Below are 18,921 nucleotides of genomic sequence, written 5' to 3'. Positions count from 1 at the left end.
AGCGCGGGGTTCGGGTGCGGGTTCAGGCGCTGCGGAGTAGGCGGCGTAGCCATTCGACGGTGGAGTCGGGGGTGGCGGGGATGATGTCTATGTGGCGGCTTGCGTGGACTAGGTAGCGGCCGTCGTTGGGGAGGTCGATCCAGGACAGGACGCCGGCGGGTTTGGGGTCGGTGCCTGTGGCTACGAGGATTTGGCCGATGCCGGTGCGGGGGCGCTGGAGGAGGCGGCGGATGCGGGCGGCGTCGGAGGGGCCCGCGACGGGGGCGGTGACTAGGTCGCGGCTGTCTTCGTCGACGCGGGTGGCGGGGGCGGTGATGCGCGGTGTGCTGCCCGGGGGGTGGCCGGGTAGGCGGGAGAAGACCTGGGCGGCAAGACGTTTCGTGCTGCCTACCTGGACGTGGACCGGGCCGCCGCGGTCGGGTGCGCTGCCGGGATCCTGCACCGCGAGTACCGCGACGTCCGCGGTGACCGCGCCTAGCATTCGTACCGGTGCGGGTGCGTGGCCGCAGACCTCGACGCGGATCTCCGGTTTCGCCAGCACCCGCAGGGCGGCCGCGAGGTCGGCGTCGAGGGTGCGGGCGCACCAGGCGTCGAGCGCGGGCTGCTGGGCGGCGCGCTCGACGGTGTCGCGAGCCGACGCGCGGACGGCGAGCGGATAGGGGATCCGGTCGCCGTCGGTGCGCGCCCAGGTCAGCGCGAACTGGTCCGGGGTGAAATGCCAGTTCACTCCCGCTCGGTCCACTCGCCGAGCACGGCGGGACTGGTCGGCTCCATCTTCCCGATCAGCGCATTCACCTCGTCCGCGGGCTCGAGGTAGGTCGGTTCGTCCTCGAGGTACCGCAGGAACTCGTCGTCCTCGTCCTCGGGCTCCTCCACCGGCGGGGCGGGCCGCGGCCCACCGGCGGGCCGGGTCTGATCAGCGGCGGCCATCGCCCCACCCATCATCCCGCCGATCGCACCCGCACCCATTCCGGCCGCGGCCTCACCGCCGGCGACCGCGGGATCGCGCTCCTGCCGCCCATCGCTCGCGGCTTCGGTCGTACTTCCGGTCGAGGCGCCGGTCACCTGGCCTGCGCCCACTCCGCCGGCCGCAGCGCTACTGGTCACAGTGGCATCGGTCGGGCCGCCGCCGGCCGCTTTCGGGTCGGCCCCCGCCACATCGGTTGTCGCGGAACCGGTCCGTTCGGACTTGGCAGGGCGGGGTCGGTTGCCTACCTGCACTGCGCCGGGTGCGGCCGTGGTAGTCGATGGCGGGGTGGTGGCGCTCGCACCGTTGGCGCTGGTCAGCGGCTGGCCCGGCGCTGTCCTCGCGGCGGGAGCAGTCGTCGCGGGAGCGGTTGCGCTCAACACGCCGGTGGCGGTTCCGGCGGCCGGGTACGCGCCGTTGCTCGTCGGGGTCGTGCCTGTGCCGGCAACCGGCGAATATCCGGCGGACGCAGTGGCAGCGGAGGTGGTCGCGGGTGAGGTCGCCGATGCGATCGCGGCGGACGCGGTCGTCTGCGGGATTCCAGCCGACGGCACGGTGCCCGACCCGGCCGCACCGGCAGCGGCCGTGCCTGTCTCCGTGGCGATTCCGGTGAACGCGGGCACACCCGACCCGGTCGGCAGGAACGCTCCGGCGTAGATCGTCTCCATCGCCTGCACCGCGTCGAGCCTGGCGTTCTCGGCGTCACGCGCGATCGTGGCGTTGTTCGCGGCCTGCTCGGAGTCGAGCAGCGCCGCGGCCGGATCAGGCTGTGCCCCATCGGGTTCCGCGACAGCCGCGCGAATGGACTCCGCCGCGTCGCCTGCCTGGCTGAGACGCACACCGACCGCGGTCAACACATCGGCGATCCGGCGACCCGCTTGTTCGAAGTCGCGCACGGCATCGGAGGCCTGCCCGGCCGCCGCACCGCGCCAGCCGTCGGCGATCGCGGCACGGATCTCACCGTGCGCGATCTCCACCCCGTCGCCGAGGCCGGTGGCAGTGGTCAGGAACACCTCACCCGCCCCCACCAGCGCCGCCGGGTCGAGTTGTCTTACCGCATTGTGGATCTCGGCGTGGGAGAGGTTGTCGAAGACTTCGACGACGGACACATAGTCGACATCGGTCCGGCCGGAGAGACTACGCATCGCCACCACCACCGGGAACCTCGATCGCGGCGACCGCGCCCGCCAGCGCCTGGTCGGCCTCGCGGTAGGTCGCGCCCGCGGCGCGGAAAACGGCGGCCAGATCGCGCGCGGTGCGCGCGTAGGCACGCAGTTCGTCGAGTGCCTCGGTGGCCTTGGTCTCGAAGCCGGTGCGCAGGGCGGCGCCCGAGGCGAGTCCGCCGAAGCCGGGAATGACCGCGGTCCGGCTGAGCGCCAGCACCTGGGCTTCGACCTCGTCGGCCAGCCGTTCGTAGCGCAGCGCGCAGCGTTCGGGCGCACCGTCGGCGACGAGCACCCCGTCGATCCACAGCCCACCCTCGTCGACGGCTTGGCCGAGAGCCGCCGTATTCGGCAGCCCCGTTCGGTTCGGTTGCACCGGTTCCCCCTTCGTCGTTCATCGCACCGCGGTGAGTACCCACTCCGCGATATCGGCCGCCACGCGGTGCTGCACCGGTTCGTGCAACAGGTCGTGTCCGGCGTCGGCGTACTCGCGCAAATCTACCGATCGGTGCCGTGCTGTCCATAGCCGGATTACATCGATGGGTGCTCGCCGGTCGTCCACCCCGTGCACCGCGAGGAGCGGCAGACCGGGGTCCGGTGCGAGGTCGGCGGCGCGGCGCGGGGTGCCGCATACGACGAGTCCGGCCAGGTCAGAGCAGTTTTCGCGGGCACAGTTCAAGGCGGTCACCGCACCGAGGGAGTGGCCCATCAACACCGGCGCGGCCGCATGACCGGCTCGGACGAGGGCGAGAAATCCCCACGCGTCGGCGGTCAGCTCGTCGAGGGTGCCCGGCGCGTCGGGATCGCCTTCGCTCAGCCCCTGCCCCGCGGTGTCCAGTGCCCACAGCTCGATCCCCGCGGCACGCAACGCCGCGGCGAAACGGTGGTAGTGCCCGCTGTGCTGACCGGTTCCCGGCAGCAGCGCCAGCCGCGCCGCGGGTTGCTCGACGGACCACTGCCTGCAGTGCAGGCGTCCGCGTTCGGTGTCGAAGAAGGGCACCGGTCGATTATCGCCGCTCACGATCGGCGAATCCGCCGTCCGTGGCCGGCCCGCTGCGAGTCGCCGATGAATTGTCATGCGGGACAGCGCCGGTACGTGATACGCCGTGATCGGAACCGCAGGTGACGTGCGCTGCCCACGGTGGGCCGGCAGCCGTTAGACTTCGCGCGTCGAACCAGGTCGAACAGAGTCGAGGGTTGCAGATGTTGTCGTTCCGCCGTTGCGTCGTCCGTGTCGTGGTCGGTGCCGCTGTCGTCGGCAGCGCTTCGCTCGGTTCCGGCACTGTCGCGGGGGCCGCGCCGCTGTCGCTGTGTGGACAGGCGCGCCAGGATGTCGCGATCAGGTCGAGTGTGCCGCTGCTGGACTGGTCGGAGAACTTCGGCATCGACGCCAACGGTGACCTCTGGGTTTCGCGGGTCATGCGCGGGGAGGTGCAACGCTACGACCGCGACGGGCGACTCACCGCCACCGTCGCCGTGCCCTCGCCCGGTGCGGTCCGGCTCGGTCCCGACGGACTGCTCTACGTGGTCACCGGCAACTCGCCGCTGGCCGGTTCCGGCGGCATCGTCCGCTTCGATCCCGCGGCCGCGCGCCCGACCCCCGTCGCCTTCGCGACCGGGTTCCCGCAGCCGAACGGCGCCGCCTTCGACGCCGACGGCAATCTGTATGTGACCACCGGCAACGGCCTGCACCGCTTGCGCCGCGACGGCAGCGAGGACATGGACTGGTGGTCGGCCGTCAGTATCGATGGCCCCAACGGCGTTGTGGTGTCGGGTGATTCGGTCTACGTCACCGCGAACTTCGCCGCCGCTGCCGGCCCGGTCGGTCGCGTACTGCGACTCTCCCGCACCGACCCGAGCACAGCGACCACGGTCGCTGACCTGACCTCGTTCGGCGCTCTCCCCGATTTCGTCGACGATCTCGTGGTCCGCGGTGGCTCGCTCTACGTCACCACGCTGGCCGGGAACCTCGTCCGCGTCAACCCGGCCACCGGTACCGCCTGCACCGTCGTCTCCACCCAGCCGCTGACCGCGGTCGTCGCCGACCCCGCCGACCCGTCGGCCCTGCTCGCGGGTTCCGAAGAGGGCACGGTCCTGCGTATCCGCCCGATCGGCTGAGAGCTACGCCAGTCAATCGCCTCGAAGCGACCGGCGCATGCGCACCCGCCCGATCGCGCGGCGGGGACTGCTGGTGAAGCGGCTCAGCCGCCGACGTTGGCTGCCGCGGGCGGGGCCGGGGGAGCGGGAGCCGGTGCGGGCTGCGGCGTTTCCGCGGGCGCGGGGGCCGCGGGGGTCGTCGAAGCCGGTGCGCCCGAGGCGGATTCGCCCGAGCCCGGGTTGACGGCCTTGGGTTCGGGGGCGGGCGGAGCCGCCGGAGCTTCGGGGACCACGACCGGCAGATCGGGCACGACGAACGTGCCGACGGTCGGGGGCATCACACAGCGGGCACCCGCGTAGTCGATGGTTCCCCACATGGAGGCGACCACGGTGCCCGCGCCGCTGTGCACGGTCTTCGACAGCGACGGCAGGTTGAATTCGGTCTGGTCGTCGAGGCCGACGATGCCGCTCTGCCCGTTGTTGACATTGACCCAGGCGACACTGAGTCCCGATGCGAGCGGAACGCCGGTGTGGCGCGGGCTCGCACTGAAGCGGATATCGCCCGGCGTCAGGCTGGCCTCGGTGCGCGGGCCCGGCCCTTCGAACGACGCCGCGGCGATGATCGTCGTGATCGGGCCGTTGCTGCCGCAGCCGAAAGTGGGCGCCGCGTAGGTGAAGGGGGTGAACTGCGTCGAGATATCACGCAGGGTGTCGGCGCCGACCATGTTGGTGAAGCCGGCGATCGCGCCGACGCCGGCCTTCGTCGGGGCGTCCTCGCCCGCGAGGTGGTTCAGGTGATTGATCGCGTCGTCCACCGGCGTCGCGGTCGCGCTCGGGGCCAGCAGTGCCAGCGCGCCGATGCTCGCCGCGGTGATCGCCGCTGCTCTACCTGCGATGGATCTGCCGTTCACCCGTAACTCCTCGGTGGATGCTCGTCGCCGGATAGTCCGGTTCGTCTGGCAACGTACCAGGTCGGCACGTGGGTCGCCGAGCCACCGGCGGCGTGGCGGGCGCCGGTGGGACAGGCATCGAGTGTGATGTAGTCGACACCGAGGATTACCGAAGGGTAAGTTTCTCTTCGACGGCTACGAGTGACTGGGAGACCCGTATGAAGTTAGCCCTGTCCCCTGACGAGGTCGCTTTCCGCGACGAGCTCCGGCATTTCTACGCCACCGAGATCCCGGCCGACATTCGTGACCGGGTGAAGCACGGCGCGGACCTGTCCCGCGAGGACATCGTCACGGCGAACAAGATCCTCAACGACAACGGCTTGTGTGTGCCGAACTGGCCGGTGGCCTGGGGCGGCAAGGACTGGACGCCGATGCAGCGCCATCTGTGGCTCGACGAGATGCAACTGGCCTCGGTGCCGGAGCCGCTCACGTTCAACGCCTCGATGGTGGGTCCGGTGATCGCGCAGTTCGGTTCCGAGGAACTCAAGCAGCGCTTCCTGCCACCCACCGCGGCGCTCGACATCTGGTGGTGCCAAGGCTTTTCCGAGCCTGACGCGGGTTCGGACCTCGCCTCGTTGCGCACCACCGCGGTCCGCGACGGCGACTCCTACATCGTCAACGGCCAGAAGATCTGGACCACGCTCGGCCAGTACGCCGACTGGATCTTCTGCCTGGTGCGCACCGACCCGAACGCGCCGAAGAAGCAGGCGGGCATCTCCTTCCTGCTCTTCGATGTGAAGTCACCCGGTGTCACCATGCGCCCGATCAAGCTGATCGACGGCAGCTACGAGGTGAACGAGGTGTTCTTCGAGAACGTCCGGGTGCCCGCCGATCAGCTCGTCGGCGAGGAGAACCAGGGCTGGACCTACGCCAAGTACCTACTCGGCAACGAACGCACCTCCATCACCGGCGTCGGCAAGACCAAGGTCAAGCTCGGCCTCGCGAAGGAGTACGCCCGCGCGACCAGAACCGGACGCGGCACCCTCCTGGAGGACCCGGTGTTCGCGGCGCGATTGGCCGACCTCGAGAACGAACTGCTCGCCCTGGAGCTGACCCAGCTGCGCGTGGTCTCCAACTCTGTTGCGGGCAAGCCGAATCCGGCCTCCTCGGTGCTGAAGCTGAAGGGCACCGACTTGCAGCAGGCCGCCACCGAACTGCTCCTCGACATCGCGGGCACCGACGCGCTGCCGGTCGACGCCGACGACATCGCCTCACCCGCCTGGGCCCAGCACACCGGTCCCGGCTACCTGAACTACCGCAAGGTGACCATCTACGGAGGCTCGAGCGAGGTCCAGCGCTCGATCATTTCCTCCACGATCCTCGGATTGTGAGGCGCTGACATGGAACTCGCACTGACCGAAGAACAGACGATGCTGCGTGACACCGTGCGTGAACTGCTGCACCGGTTCTACGACGGTGAAGCCCTCACCAAGAGCGGCGACACCGACCCCGGCTGGAACCGCACGGTCTGGAAGCAACTCGCCGACCTGGGCGTACTCGGGTTGACCATTCCCGAGGAGGACGGCGGCGTCGGCGCGGGCCCGGTCGAGGCGATGCTGGTGCAGGAGGAGCTGGGTCGCGCGCTCGCGCCGGAACCCGTGCTCGACTCGGTGGTGATCCCGGCTGAACTGCTACGGCTGGCAGGCAGCGCCGAGCAGCGTCAGCGGCTGTTGCCCGCGCTGGCCGAGGGAACCACTCTGCTCGCCTTCGCCCACACCGAGCCCGGCACGCGATGGCCGTCGACGGAGCTCGCCACCACGGCGGTCGCGCAGGGCGACGGGTACGCGCTGACCGGCGTGAAGAATCCGGTGCTGCGCGGCGACGTCGCCGACGAGTTGATCGTCAGTGCGGTGCTGCCCGACGGCGGGACCGGGCTGTTCCTGGTCGACCCGAATCAGGATGGCGTGCAACGACGTGCGTATCGCACCTTCGACGGTCGCCGGGCCGCGCAGTTCGATCTGGCAGGCGCGACGGGCGCACTGCTCGGTGACGCCGTCGACGCCGGCGAGACCATCGCCCTGACCCAGGGCTACGCGCAGGCGGCGCTGTGCGCGGAATCGGTCGGGGCGATGGAGGTGGCCCTCACGCTCACCACCGAATACCTCAAGACCCGCAAGCAGTTCGGGGTCACGCTGTCGAAGTTCCAGGTGCTCACCCAGCGAGCGGCGGACTGCTACGTCTCGCTGGAACTGGCCCGCAGCATGAGCCTGTACGCGACGGCGGCACTGGCCGACGGCGGCAACGATCCGGCGGTCGCGTCGCGGGCGCGGCTGCAGGTGGGCAAGTCCGCCGAGCACATCGGGCAGGAGGCGATCCAGATGCACGGCGGCATCGGCGTCACCGCGGAGTATCCGGTGAGCCACTACGTGGCCCGGTTGACGGCGATCGGCCAGACGCTCGGTGGCGCACTGGAACATCGGCGGGAGCTGGCCGATCGGGTCGGCGAGTACGACCTGGTCGAGCTGTAGTTCGCAGACAGACCGCACTGGGCGGACACTGTCGGTCGCGACGGTCGGATTGTCGACCCTCGGGCCCGACGATGTCCGCCCAGCGCGATGTCAGCCCGCGGACTCGGTCGGCACCGGGGCATCGGTCGTGGTCGAAGCCGATGTTTCGGGCGTCGCCGGAGTGGTCGCGGCCGGGGTCGGCGTAGCGGCGGTGTCGACCGGGGTTGCGCGGTCGAAGGCGTGGGTGGGCGGGTAGTCCTCGGCCGCTTCGTCATCGCCGACGCGGGGCGGGGTCACGGTGCGGGTCGGGTTCGGCCGAGAGGTGAGCTGCGGCCGGGTGGTCGTCGGCTCGTCCTCGGTGGTCTCCGGCGGGCGAGTCGCGGCCTCGGGCGGCCGGGATTCCGTGGTCGCCTCGGCCGGACGGGACTCGGGTGCCGGTTCGCCCTCGGATGGCGTCTCCGACGGCGAGGTCTCGGTCGAGCTGAGGCTGAACGGCTTTCGCGGCGACATGTACGGCGCGATCCGCCAGGTGGGCGACGGCGGGATCGGGATGTGCACCGTCGTCGACGTGGGCTCATCGGCCACCCGCGCGGGTGCGGCGGCCAGATCCGCGCTCAACGGCGGCGCCGGCACGTAGACATCCTGCTGTCCGACACCGCACGCACCGATGATGATCAGTCCGAGCGATACCGCGCCAACAGCGACTGCCGGACCTACGAACTTGGCCCTGCTGTTATCCATCGCCTGTTACTCCTCGTCGGCATCGAGATCGCCTCACAGTAGTGCAGGTCGAGCGAAAGAGCGCATTTTAAACGCTAGTGGTCCAGATATCGGATTGATCAATTCAGCGTGTCGTGGGGACGTGTCGCGCGCGTTCGGCGTCACCGAGTCGTAGCGTGTGTGAGCAAAGTTACGCATGAGACGCCCGGACCGAAACACCTGTCGCGCGAAGTTTGCGCTGTGCAAGTATCTGATCGGCGTCATCGAGGAGAATCTCATGGGAGCACTCTCGACACCCCGGCTGGAAACCGCGGCGGCGAACACTGATTCGACCGCCGCCGGGCATCTGTCGTCGACACCGCCCGGGACCTTCGTGGTCGTCGCGCGGGTCATGGGCTGGTTGTTCTTCATCGGCGGACTCGTCGGCGCCGGCCTCGGCATCGCGGGGCTGCACGTGGAGATCACCGTCGCCGGGCTGATTCTGGCCTGCACGGCTGGACTCATCCTACTGAAGCTGCGCACCGATCGGGACGCGCGCGAAACAACCTGAGACACCTCATAATTCGAATGCGACCGCGGGTGTGAAGACCTACCGTCGGTGTGGTGCGCATCGATATCACCACCGACGCTGCCCGGTTCCTGACCGAAGCGGAGCCGTTCCTCCGCCGTGATCCGCTACGCCACACGGTGATCGCGACCGTGCTGGTCAACCGGATCAACGGCAGGTCCGGGGCGATGGTGACGCAATTCCTGAGCGTGCGCGACAGTGCGGGCGTGGTCGTCGGCATCGCGCAGTGCACGAACGGCGCTGTCTACCTCGGTGAGCTGCCCGTGCACAGTAGTGCGGCAGTCGCCGATGCCTTCCTCGCCCGCGACATCGTGCTACGCAGCGTCGAAGGCGACAGCGCCGCCGCCGCTGCCTTCGCGGCGCGCTGGTCGGCGGTCGGCGGCGGTAGCTACCGCGAGAAGTACTCGACCCGCCTGTTCGGTCTCGGTGAGCTGTCCGTGCCCGGCGCCGTCGGCGCTGCGCGCCAGGCCACCGCCGACGACGTCGCCCTCGTCATCACGATGATCGAGGAGTTCGGTGTGGAGGCCGACGTGCCACAAAGACTCGATGAGACGGCGGTGCGCAGGCGCCTCGAGGCTGGAACGTCGTGGTTGTGGGAGCACGACGGGACGCCCGTCACGCTGGTCGCCCGGCAGACGGCGGTGTTCGGCTGGGCCAGAATCGGGCCGGTCTACACGCCACCGCGGTTCCGGGGCAATGGATTCGCGAGTGCGCTCACGGCGACGGTCGCGGGCCGGATTCGGGCGGAAGGCGCCGATGCCTGTCTGTTCACCGATCTGGCCAACCCGACGTCGAACAAGATCTACCAGCGGATCGGATTCGAGCCGGTGCGCGACTTCGTGCACTACACCTTGACCGCTTGATGGGCGCGGCGGTCGTCGAACGCGCACGGCCGGAGGCGAATGCGCGGGTACGCCTAGGTCAGCGGAGCCGAACGCCACCAATCCAGCTCGTCGCTGGGCTGTGCAGCGTTGGCGCCGATGATCTGCGGGTCGCTGCTCGGCGGCGCCGTCGAGGTCGGGCGGGTCGACGCGGAAGGCGTTGCGGATAGCGATGTTTCGAGAGCGGGCTGACCCGACGCGCCCGCCTTTCCGTCATCGCCGAACGCCACCCAGAACACCCAGCCGAGGAACGCGACGGCGGCGATGATCGCCAGCCAGCCCATCGGCGACCCCTCCCAGCGTGAGTCCCGCTTCTTGCCGAGATACTCCTCGCGGACCGAGGTACGCTCGCCTGTCGTCCGGGCATTCCCCGCTTCGCGGGCGCGCTGAGCGAGGGTGCTCGGTGGGTACGGCGACGACCCGTTGGGCGCCGAGGGACCGTACGGCTGCCACGGTTGGCCGGCTCCGGCATCGGCGGGCCGCGAATACGCGCCGACCCCGGCAGGCGACGGCTGACCGGGGCTCGGTGCCCACTGCGGGTGGTAATTCTGGGGCAGTGGTCGGCCGCCTGCGGCCCAAGGCTGGTCGCCTGTCCATGGTGTTTGTCCGACAGGCGAATTCGGGCCGCCGGCTACCGGGTACCCGGCGCCGGGAGTGTACGGCGAGTTCGGCGGGTAGGTCCTCGTCGCCGCCGAGCCAGGGAACTGTTGCGGCACAGCATGACCGGCCAGGGCCTGCACGGCGGCGGCGGCGAACTCGGCGCAGGTGGCGAAGCGCTCTTCGGGGCGCTTGGCCATGCCACGAGCGATTACCGAGTCCAGCGCCGGGGTGATGCCCGACCGCAGGGTGCTCGCCCGGGGTGGGGGTTGCTGGAGGTGGCCCTGGATCACCGCGACGGGGTTGGTGGCGTCGAAGGGAGTGGTTCCGGTGAGCAGGCGAAAGAGCGTGCAGGCCAGGGAATACTGGTCGGCGCGGCCGTCGAGGGCGATCCCGGACAGTTGCTCCGGTGAGGCGAAAGCCAGTGTGGCCGTGAAAGTTCCGGTTTGGGTCAGCTTGGCGGCATTGTCGTTGTGCAGGCGGGCGATGCCGAAATCGGTGAGGTAGACGCGTTCGGTGGTGTCGACGGGTTCGAGCAGGATGTTGGCCGGCTTCACGTCGCGGTGCAGCACGCCTCTGCTGTGCGCGAAGTCCAGTGCCGCCGCGGTTTCGGCGACGATCCTGACCGCGCGCGCCGGGTCGACGGGCGACTGCAGCGACGACGCGTCGGCGCCGTCGATGTAGCGCATCGAGATCCACAGCTGGTCGTTCTCGACACCCCGGTCGTACACGGTGACGATATTGGGGTGATCGAGTTGCGCCACGAGGTCGGCCTCGCGCTCGAACCTGGCCCTGATCTCGTTGTCGAAGAACAGCTCTCGATTCAGCAGCTTCATCGCGGTGCGCCGGGGCAGCCGCGGATGGCGCGCCAGATACACCGAGCCCATGCCGCCACGGCCCAGCAGTCGTTCGATCGTGTATCCGGCGAAAATGCTGCCGCCGTCGAGCATCGACATCAGTTCAGCGGCGCCGAACGCCACCAGCGCAGCACCTCGTCGGCCGTGCCGTAGCCGTCGGTGTACATCAGGAACTGGGCGCGGTCGGGGTCACCGGTGAACTGCGTGATGATCTTGTTCCCGTTGTCGGTGTACTTGTAGTTGGTGTACTGCTTGCCGCCGTTGCTGTCGGTGGATTTGGTGTTGGTGGGCAGGCCGTCGAGCACCGACTTGACGTCGGCAGCGGAGTTGAAGGCGTAGATCCGGTAGAACGGATCGTCGCTGTCGCCGCCACCGAAGCAGCTCCACAGGTGCGCCCAGGCACCGAAATCGGGTTCGCCTTCCGCGGGCGAGGGCGGATCGCTGCTGTCGGTCTCCCAGCAGGTCGCGCCGTTGTACCCGGTGGAATCGTCGGTCGTGGCGGGCACGATCCGGCCGAATTCGGCGCTGATCGCGTCGGCGCTCGGGGTGATGAGGTTGGCCGCTGCGGTAGTGGTGGTGGTGGTCGTGCGGTCGCCGCCGGTGTCATCGCCGCTGGCCGCGATGCCGATGCCGATCAGCAGCGCGATCACCAGAATCACCGCGACGACGATGCCGATGATCAGGCCGGTGTTCGACTTCGACGGCGGTCGCTGCGGGTATTGGGTGAAACCGGCGGCTTGTGGCCGCGGCGCGGACTGGTACTGCGGGCGCGACTGCGGGGTGTAGGGATTCTGCGTGGCGCCGGTCTGCGGCCGCTGGGCGCCGCCGGTCATCGGGCCCTGGGCGGTGCCCATCGGACCGCCGGTCATCGGGCCTTGCGCGGTGCCCATCGGGCCGCCGGTCATGGGGCCCTGGGTGGTGCCCATCGGGCCGCCGGTCATCGGGCCTTGTGTCGCAACGGGATACGGCAGGCCGGTCTGTGGAATCGCGCCACCCGTGGTGGGCCGTCCCGCGATCGGGTGTGCCCCGCCGGTGCCCGGTCGCGGACCGACAATCGGCATCGCGGGCGCACTCGGACTGTTCAACGCCTCGATCGCCGCCGCGGCGAAATCCGAACACGAATCGAACCGGTCGTCGGATCGCTTGGCCATCGCCTTGGCGAGCACGCCGTCCAGCGCGTAGGACAGTCCGGGGCGAACACTGCTCAGCGCGGGCGGCGGTTGCTGCAAGTGGCCCTGGATGACCGCGGCCGGGTTGGTCGCCGTGAACGGTCCCGAACCGGTGAACAGCCAGAACAGCGCGCAGGCAAGGGAATACTGGTCGGAACGGTGGTCCAGCGCGGCGCCGGTGAGCTGTTCGGGCGAGGCGTAGGCGAGCGTCGCGGTGAAGGTGCCCGTCTGGGTGAGATGACCGGTGTCGTCCCGCAATCGGGCGATGCCGAAGTCGGTGAGGTACACCCGTTCGCCACGGCCCGCGCCCGAGCGGGCGAGCAGGATATTGGCCGGTTTCACGTCGCGGTGCAGCACACCCATGCCGTGCGCGTAGTCGAGCGCGTCGGCGGTTTCCTTCACGATCTGCAGCGCGCGGGCGGGCGGCAGCGTCTGCGGATCCACCGATGCCGCGTCGATCCCGTCGATGAACTGCATGGAGATCCACAGCTGCTCGTCGTCGTGCCCGCGGTCGTAGACGGTGACGATGTTCGGATGATCAAGGCGCGAAACAAGATCCGCCTCGCGCTCGAACCGCGCCCGCACCTCGTCGTCGAAGAACATCTCGCGGTTGAGCAACTTCAGCGCCGTCATCCGCGGCAGCCGAGGATGTTTGGCTAGATAGACCGAACCCATGCCACCACGACCGAGCTGCCGTTCGATGACGTAGCCGGCGAAGACATCTCCGTTGGCCAGCATGTCTGCTCCACTTCCCGCCGCGCGCCGGGACCCACCAGCGCACGCGCGTACAGCATGAAAAGCCGCGGCCGGGGTGGCCCGCCACGGGAAAATCAACGAAACCTTAACAGCCGGCTATGACGCCGAGGGGTGCACGATCACGGTGGGCGGCGCTGCTGGGGCGGCACGATGTAGCCGGGATGGTTACGGCCGCCGGGGAAATCGATGGTGCCGGGGCGCGGCGTTCCGCGGCGCGGCGGGATGGCCGAACCGCCCGTCGACGGCCGCGGCGCATGCGTGTGCGGCTGCGCGGGAGTTGTCGGCGGGGTGTGCGGCTGCACGTGTGGGTGCGGCTGCGGGGGTGTCGGTGGGGGTGCGTTGCGGTACGGCTGCGCCGGCGTTTGCGGTCGGGGATAGCCCGGTGCCTGCGGGTAGGGCTCGCGGGCGCGCAGGACGACGCCGGTCGGGCTGTACTGCTGCTGGTGATGCCATGGCCCCGGCACCGCGAACAGCGCGGCCTTGGCCGCCTGCGCGAACTCCGCGCAGCTGGCGAATCGTGCGTCGACGCGCTTGGCGGTGGCCCTGGCCAGCACCGCGTCGAGGGTCGCGGGTAGATCGGGGCGCAGGCTGCGCAGCGGCGGCAGTGGCTTGCTCAGGTGCGCTTGGATCACCGCGCCCGGGCTCGGGCCCGGGAACGGCACCGAGCCGGTGAGCATCCAGAACAGCGTGCAGGCCAGCGAGTACTGATCGGCGCGATGATCCAGCGGTGCGCCTGCCAGGTGCTCGGGCGCGGCATAGGCCAGGGTGGCGGTGATCGAGTCGCCCGAGGACAGGGTGGTCTCGCTGTCGCGGACCGCCGCGATGCCGAAGTCGGTGAGTACCACGCGTTCCGGGCGCCCGATCGGCGGTTTGGCGAGCAGGATGTTCGCCGGTTTCACATCGCGGTGCAGCACGCCGCCCGCGTGCGCGAAGTCCAGCGCGGTGGCGGTCTCGGCGGCGATCTGTACCGCCCGGCCCGGTGTCAGCACGTTCACGTCGGCGGTCGCCACGTCGGTGCCAGCCACGAACTGCATGGAGATCCACAGCTGGCCGTCGTCGTTGCCCCGGTCGTAGACATTGACGATGTTGGGGTGCTCGAGCTGGGCGACCAGGTCGGCTTCGCGTTCGAATCGGCGGCGGGTCTCGTCGTCGGCCGACAGTTCGCCGCTGAGCAGTTTGAGTGCGGTCAGCCGGGGCAGACGCGGGTGCCTGGCCAGGTAGACCACACCCATCCCGCCCTGTCCGAGCACGCGCCGGATCGTGTATCCGGCGAACACGTCGCCTTTGCGCAACACGCGAAGTCACCCCCTCCAGGGCAGAGCACCCGTTTGAAATTCTACCGATGTATCTCTCTGAGCCGTCGCGGTGCAACATCGCGGGCAAAGTTGTCGGTGCCCGATATTAAGGTGGCAACTATGCGCATTGGAGCACACGTTCGCGACGAGAGCGATCCGATCGGCTTCGGCGAGAAGCTCGGTGCCGAGGTCGTCCAGATGTTCGTGGTCGATCCGCAGAGCTGGGACAAACCCCAGCCCCACCCCAAGGCTGCCGAGATTCTCGCCAGTCCGATCGATGTTGTCGTGCACTCGTCCTATCAGATCAATGTCGCGAGCCTGAACAACCGGTTGCGGATGCCCTCGCGCAACGCGGTGGCCCAGCAGGCGAAGGCCGCGGCCGAACTCGGTGCGTTCGGGCTCGTCGTGCACGGCGGGCACGTGCGCTCCGACGCCGAGCTCGACACCGGAATCGACAACTGGCGCAAGCTGTTCGAGCGTCAACAGGACAAGGGCGGATTCGCCGTGCCGATCCTGATCGAGAACACCGCCGGTGGCAATCACGCGATGGCCAGGCATTTCGACTCGATCGCGCGGTTGTGGGACGCGGTCGGCGAGTACGGCGCGGGCTTCTGCCTCGATACCTGTCACGCGTGGGCCGGCGGTGAGGAACTGGTCGGGGTGGTCGAGCGGATCAAGGCGATCACCGGGCGCATCGATCTCGTGCACCTGAACTCCTCGCGCGACGAATTCGATTCCGGCGCCGACCGGCACGCCAATTTCGCCGACGGCACCATCGACCCGCAACTGCTGGCCGAGGTCTGCCGCACCGCCGGTGCGCCGGTGATCCTGGAAACCCCGGCCGACGGGGTCGCCGAGGACCTGGCCTACCTGCGGGAGAACCTCGGCTGAGGGGTGTTGGGATCACCCCGAGGCAAAACCTGTCTGTCGAACGCGATTCGCGGTGTGCTTGATGCGAACCAACCGATCGAGAACGACAGTGAAGGTGATCCCCATGACGGTCGACCACGCTATCCCCGCCACCGTGACGGTGACCAAGCTCGGCGCCCACATCGGCGCGCAGATCGATGGTGTCCGGCTGGGTGGTGATCTGGACGCGGCGACCGTGGCGACGATCCGACGTGCGCTCAACGAGCACAAGGTGATCTTCTTCCGTGGTCAGAACCACCTCACCGAGGACGGTCAGTACGAATTCGCGGAGCTGCTCGGCACGCCGACCACGCCGCATCCGACGGTGAAGTCGGCCGGGGTGAAGAGTCTGGCCATCGACTCCGAGCGGGGTCGCGCCAATTCCTGGCACACCGATGTGACGTTTGTCGACCGGGTGCCGAAGGCGTCGATCCTGCGCGCGGAGTATCTGCCGAGCTACGGCGGTTCGACGACCTGGGCGTCCACGGTCGCGGCCTACAACTCGCTGCCCGCGCCGCTCAAGGCGCTGGCCGAGAACCTGCGTGCGGTGCACACCAATCTCTATGACTATGCCGGTGCGGTCGACAAGGTTCGTCCGGCCCAGGTCGAGTACTCGGCGGAGTTCCAGTCCGATGTGTACGAGACCGAACATCCGGTGGTGCGGGTGCATCCTGAAACCGGGGAGCGGTCGCTGTTGCTCGGGCACTTCGTGAAGCAGTTCGTGGGGATTCCGTCCAAGGAGTCCGAGCAGCTGTTTCGGTTGTTGCAGGATCGGGTGATTCGCCTGGAGAACACCACCCGCTGGAACTGGGCCGACGGTGATGTGGCGATCTGGGACAACCGTGCCACTCAGCATTACGCCATCGACGACTATGACGACCAGCCGCGTCGACTGACCCGGATCACCCTCGCCGGTGACATTCCGGTCGGCATCGACGGGCAGTCGAGCACTGTGCTGAAGGGGAACGCTGAGGACTACTCGATCGTCGAGGAAGTTGAGTTGCTCGCTAGTTGAGGTGGTGCTGACCTGGGGTTTGGTTGTCCCAGGTCGGGAGTGCGGTGGTTGGGAGGGTGGGGTGTGGAAGACGGGGACAGGCTGGGTTCGCGGGGTGACAGGCTGGGTTCACGGTGTGGCTGAGAGGGTTGGGAGGGGGCCCGCCATACTGGGCGCATGAGTATTCGGCCGTTGGACGGTGTTCGCGTCCTGGAACTCGGTAACTATGTTGCCGCTCCCACTGCCGGACGGATTCTCGGCGACTTCGGCGCCGAGGTGATCAAGGTGGAACGCCCTGGTACGGGCGATGAGTTGCGGAACTGGCGGTTGTACGGGGGTGACACCTCGATGTTGTATCGGACCGTCAATCGGAACAAGAAGTCGATCGTGCTGGATTTGCGGACCGACGCGGGGCGGGCGGTTGTGCTCGACCTGGTGAAGCAGTGCGATGTGCTGTTGGAGAACTTCCGGCCGGGAATGCTGGAGAAGTGGGGGCTCGGGCCGGAGGTGCTCGAGGAGGTGAATCCGACGCTGGTGATCACGCGGATCTCGGCGTATGGGCAGACCGGGCCGATGGCGGCGCGGCCGGGGTTCGCGGCGGTCGCGGAGGCGGTCGGTGGGCTGCGGGAGCTGGTGGGGGACCCGGATCGGCCGCCGGTGCGCACCGGGGTGTCGATCGGTGATTCGATCGCGGGTATCTACGCGGCGTTCGGGACCGTGATGGCGCTGTTCCAGCGCGAACGGGTCGCGGGGCCGGTGCCGCAGGTGGAACGGATCATCGACGTGGCGCTCAACGAGTCGATCCTGTCGGTGATGGAATCGCTGATCCCCGACCACCTCGCCTACGGCATCAACCGCGAACGCGTCGGTGGGCGGATGGAGGGCATCGCCCCGTCGAACGCGTACCCGACCAGCGACGGTTACTCGATCATCATCGGTGGCAACGGCGACGCCATCTTCCAGCGGTACATGGAGGTGATCGGCCGCCCCGACCTCGCCGTCGACCCGGAACTGGCCGACAACAACGGCCGCTGGCGCCACCGCGAACGCCTGGACGCCTCGATCGCGGAATGGTCGATTCAGCACACCAGGGCGGAGGCACTGAAACTTCTCGACGCCGCCGCCATCCCCTGTGGTCCGATCTACACCGCGGCCGATATCGTGGCCGACGAGCAGTACCGCGCGCGCAATATGATCCAGACGTTCCCGGTCGACGTGGGCGAGGCCGAACCCAAACAGGTGGGTTTCGGTGGCATCGTCCCGGTGATCGGGGGCGCATCGCTGCCGATCCGCAATGTCGGCCCCGACCTCGGCGAGCACACCAGGGAAGTGCTCGGCGGGCTGCTCGGGATGAGTGAAGATCAGATCGACGCGCTGGAGGCACTGTGACGAGGCGAGTACACGGCAGGCGCCGCCCGCCGGTGCGCAACAAGTGGGAGCCGCGCGGTCCGGGACACGTGCGCCCGACGGTCCATCCGACCCCGGCCAGCGTGGGTGACAAACCGTGCGGTGGCGTGATGTGTGTGCCCGCGCGGGAACCGGAGCAGCGGCGGTGACCGCGCCGCTGTTGCGTGATGTGACGCTGCGCGACGGTTTGCAGCTCACCGGCAAGGTGCTGCCGGTCGAGCGGAAGGTCGACGTGGTGCGCAGGCTGCTCGCCGCCGGTGTGCCCGCGCTCGAGATCGGCTCGATGGCGCGACCCGATCTTGTTGCGCCGATGGCCAATTCGCTCGACTTGATCGCGGCGCTCACCCCGGATGAGCTGGCGAAATGCTGGGTGTGGGTGGCCACGCCGCGCCATGTCGAGAAGGCCGCCGCGGCCGGTGCGCGCAATTTCCAGTACTGCTTCTCGGTGTCGGACGCCCACAACACGGCCAACATCGGCCGCGATACCGAGACCTCGGTGGCCGCGATGCCCGACGCCATCCGCCTCGCCCGCGATGCCGGTGGCGAGATCCAGCTGTGCCTGGCCACGACGTTCACCTGCCCGTTCGACGGTCCCGTCGATCCGGAACGCGTCCTCGCCATCGCGAACGACCCGCGCACCGAAGGCGCCGCCGACATCGTCCTCGCCGACACCCTCGGCCAGGCCTGCCCCGACCAGGTGAGCGCGTTGGTCACCGCGGTGCGCGACTCCACCCCGCCGCGCCGCATCGTCTTCCACGGTCACGACACCTGGGGCATGGGCGTGGCCAACACCCTCGCCGCCGTCGCCGCGGGCGCCACCATGGTCGACGGCGCACTGGGCGGTCTCGGCGGCTGCCCCTTCGCTCCTGGCGCCAGCGGCAACACCGCCTCCGAGGACATCCTGTTCGCCACCCGCCCCGACTGGTTCACCCCCGCAACCCTGGCTGACCTGGTCGTTCTCACCGAAGGACTGCTCGCGGACCTCGGTGAGCCCAACCGTTCCCGTGCCGCGCAAGGTGCCCGCTCCGAAGCCGCGGCTTTCGAATGGGTCGTGCGCTAGCCGACCCCCTGACACGGGGCCGACCGAATCGAGGCCGGCTCGCTGGTTGAGAGTCCCCTGAGACCTGCGGTATCGGGGGGATCC

18 protein-coding genes are annotated in these 18,921 nt (G+C 69.0%); 9 read left to right on the top strand and 9 right to left on the bottom strand.

The window, feature by feature from the left end; all coding sequences use genetic code 11:
• Nucleotides 1-22 precede the first annotated feature (22 nt).
• Genes ACWZHB_RS22635 through ACWZHB_RS22620 form a run of 4 tightly spaced genes read right to left on the bottom strand, consistent with a single transcriptional unit; the run spans nt 23 to nt 3,130 of the window.
• A complete protein-coding gene (locus tag ACWZHB_RS22635) occupies nt 23-727 on the bottom strand; it encodes an ESX secretion-associated protein EspG (protein WP_427903837.1) in 705 nt (234 codons plus the stop codon).
• On the bottom strand, nt 724-2,112 hold the full coding sequence (locus tag ACWZHB_RS22630; protein WP_427903836.1) for a WXG100 family type VII secretion target: 1,389 nt from the start codon (nt 2,110-2,112) through the stop codon (nt 724-726). The genes ACWZHB_RS22635 and ACWZHB_RS22630 overlap by 4 nt, the downstream gene beginning before the upstream one ends.
• The gene (locus tag ACWZHB_RS22625; protein ID WP_427903835.1) at nt 2,105-2,506 is read right to left on the bottom strand and encodes a hypothetical protein; all 402 of its coding nucleotides are present in this window, start codon (nt 2,504-2,506) and stop codon (nt 2,105-2,107) included. The genes ACWZHB_RS22630 and ACWZHB_RS22625 overlap by 8 nt, the downstream gene beginning before the upstream one ends.
• An 18-nt stretch (nt 2,507-2,524) precedes the next feature.
• Nucleotides 2,525-3,130 carry an alpha/beta hydrolase gene (locus ACWZHB_RS22620; protein ID WP_427909263.1) on the bottom strand — a complete coding sequence of 202 codons (606 nt, stop codon included), beginning with the start codon at nt 3,128-3,130 and terminating at the stop codon, nt 2,525-2,527.
• Between the two features lie 203 nt (nt 3,131-3,333).
• Between ACWZHB_RS22620 and ACWZHB_RS22615 the strand changes: the two genes are divergently transcribed.
• Nucleotides 3,334-4,248 (top strand): SMP-30/gluconolactonase/LRE family protein, encoded by a 915-nt coding sequence (locus ACWZHB_RS22615; protein WP_427903834.1) that lies wholly within the window; start codon nt 3,334-3,336, stop codon nt 4,246-4,248.
• 83 nt (nt 4,249-4,331) lie between these two features.
• Here ACWZHB_RS22615 and ACWZHB_RS22610 read toward each other — a convergent pair whose 3' ends face one another.
• Nucleotides 4,332-5,138, bottom strand: a complete 807-nt coding sequence (locus ACWZHB_RS22610; protein ID WP_427903833.1) for a hypothetical protein — start codon at nt 5,136-5,138, stop codon at nt 4,332-4,334.
• A gap of 197 nt (nt 5,139-5,335) precedes the next feature.
• On the opposite strand from ACWZHB_RS22610, the gene ACWZHB_RS22605 reads away from it, so the two are divergent.
• Nucleotides 5,336-6,508, top strand: coding sequence for an acyl-CoA dehydrogenase family protein (locus tag ACWZHB_RS22605; protein ID WP_427903832.1), 1,173 nt, complete (start codon nt 5,336-5,338; stop codon nt 6,506-6,508).
• 9 nt (nt 6,509-6,517) lie between these two features.
• Complete coding sequence (locus tag ACWZHB_RS22600; protein WP_427903831.1) at nt 6,518-7,645, top strand: acyl-CoA dehydrogenase family protein; 1,128 nt, start codon at nt 6,518-6,520, stop codon at nt 7,643-7,645.
• 90 nt (nt 7,646-7,735) lie between these two features.
• Here the strand turns inward: ACWZHB_RS22600 and ACWZHB_RS22595 are convergent, their stop codons facing one another.
• A complete protein-coding gene (locus tag ACWZHB_RS22595) occupies nt 7,736-8,365 on the bottom strand; it encodes a hypothetical protein (RefSeq protein ID WP_427903830.1) in 630 nt (209 codons plus the stop codon).
• 256 nt (nt 8,366-8,621) lie between these two features.
• Here ACWZHB_RS22595 and ACWZHB_RS22590 point away from each other — a divergent pair, with 256 nt between their 5' ends.
• Together ACWZHB_RS22590 and ACWZHB_RS22585 are read left to right on the top strand one after the other, a co-directional pair.
• Entirely contained in the window at nt 8,622-8,894 is a 273-nt protein-coding gene (locus ACWZHB_RS22590; protein ID WP_427903829.1) for a hypothetical protein, read from the top strand.
• Between the two features lie 53 nt (nt 8,895-8,947).
• A complete protein-coding gene (locus ACWZHB_RS22585; protein ID WP_427903828.1) occupies nt 8,948-9,775 on the top strand; it encodes a GNAT family N-acetyltransferase in 828 nt (275 codons plus the stop codon).
• Nucleotides 9,776-9,828: 53 nt separating this feature from the next.
• Here the strand turns inward: ACWZHB_RS22585 and ACWZHB_RS22580 are convergent, their stop codons facing one another.
• The 3 genes from ACWZHB_RS22580 to ACWZHB_RS22570 all read right to left on the bottom strand — a co-directional run bounded on the left by ACWZHB_RS22580 (nt 9,829) and on the right by ACWZHB_RS22570 (nt 14,467).
• On the bottom strand, nt 9,829-11,340 hold the full coding sequence (locus ACWZHB_RS22580; protein ID WP_427909262.1) for a serine/threonine-protein kinase: 1,512 nt from the start codon (nt 11,338-11,340) through the stop codon (nt 9,829-9,831).
• Nucleotides 11,341-11,345: 5 nt separating this feature from the next.
• Nucleotides 11,346-13,154 (bottom strand): serine/threonine-protein kinase, encoded by a 1,809-nt coding sequence (locus ACWZHB_RS22575; protein ID WP_427903827.1) that lies wholly within the window; start codon nt 13,152-13,154, stop codon nt 11,346-11,348.
• A gap of 137 nt (nt 13,155-13,291) precedes the next feature.
• Nucleotides 13,292-14,467, bottom strand: coding sequence for a serine/threonine-protein kinase (locus tag ACWZHB_RS22570; RefSeq protein ID WP_427903826.1), 1,176 nt, complete (start codon nt 14,465-14,467; stop codon nt 13,292-13,294).
• Between the two features lie 120 nt (nt 14,468-14,587).
• Here ACWZHB_RS22570 and ACWZHB_RS22565 point away from each other — a divergent pair, with 120 nt between their 5' ends.
• The 4 genes from ACWZHB_RS22565 to ACWZHB_RS22550 all read left to right on the top strand — a co-directional run bounded on the left by ACWZHB_RS22565 (nt 14,588) and on the right by ACWZHB_RS22550 (nt 18,837).
• Nucleotides 14,588-15,358 (top strand): deoxyribonuclease IV, encoded by a 771-nt coding sequence (locus ACWZHB_RS22565; protein WP_427903825.1) that lies wholly within the window; start codon nt 14,588-14,590, stop codon nt 15,356-15,358.
• Between the two features lie 103 nt (nt 15,359-15,461).
• A complete protein-coding gene (locus ACWZHB_RS22560; RefSeq protein ID WP_427903824.1) occupies nt 15,462-16,391 on the top strand; it encodes a TauD/TfdA dioxygenase family protein in 930 nt (309 codons plus the stop codon).
• 156 nt (nt 16,392-16,547) lie between these two features.
• On the top strand, nt 16,548-17,759 hold the full coding sequence (locus ACWZHB_RS22555; protein ID WP_427903823.1) for a CaiB/BaiF CoA transferase family protein: 1,212 nt from the start codon (nt 16,548-16,550) through the stop codon (nt 17,757-17,759).
• 163 nt (nt 17,760-17,922) lie between these two features.
• A complete protein-coding gene (locus ACWZHB_RS22550) occupies nt 17,923-18,837 on the top strand; it encodes a beta/alpha barrel domain-containing protein (protein ID WP_427903822.1) in 915 nt (304 codons plus the stop codon).
• The last annotated feature ends 84 nt before the right edge of the window (nt 18,838-18,921 follow it).

The sequence above is a fragment of the Nocardia sp. FBN12 genome (assembly GCF_054031145.1).
The sequence above is the reverse complement of the archived record's forward strand: the minus strand, read 5'-3'. Positions and strand labels throughout refer to the sequence as shown.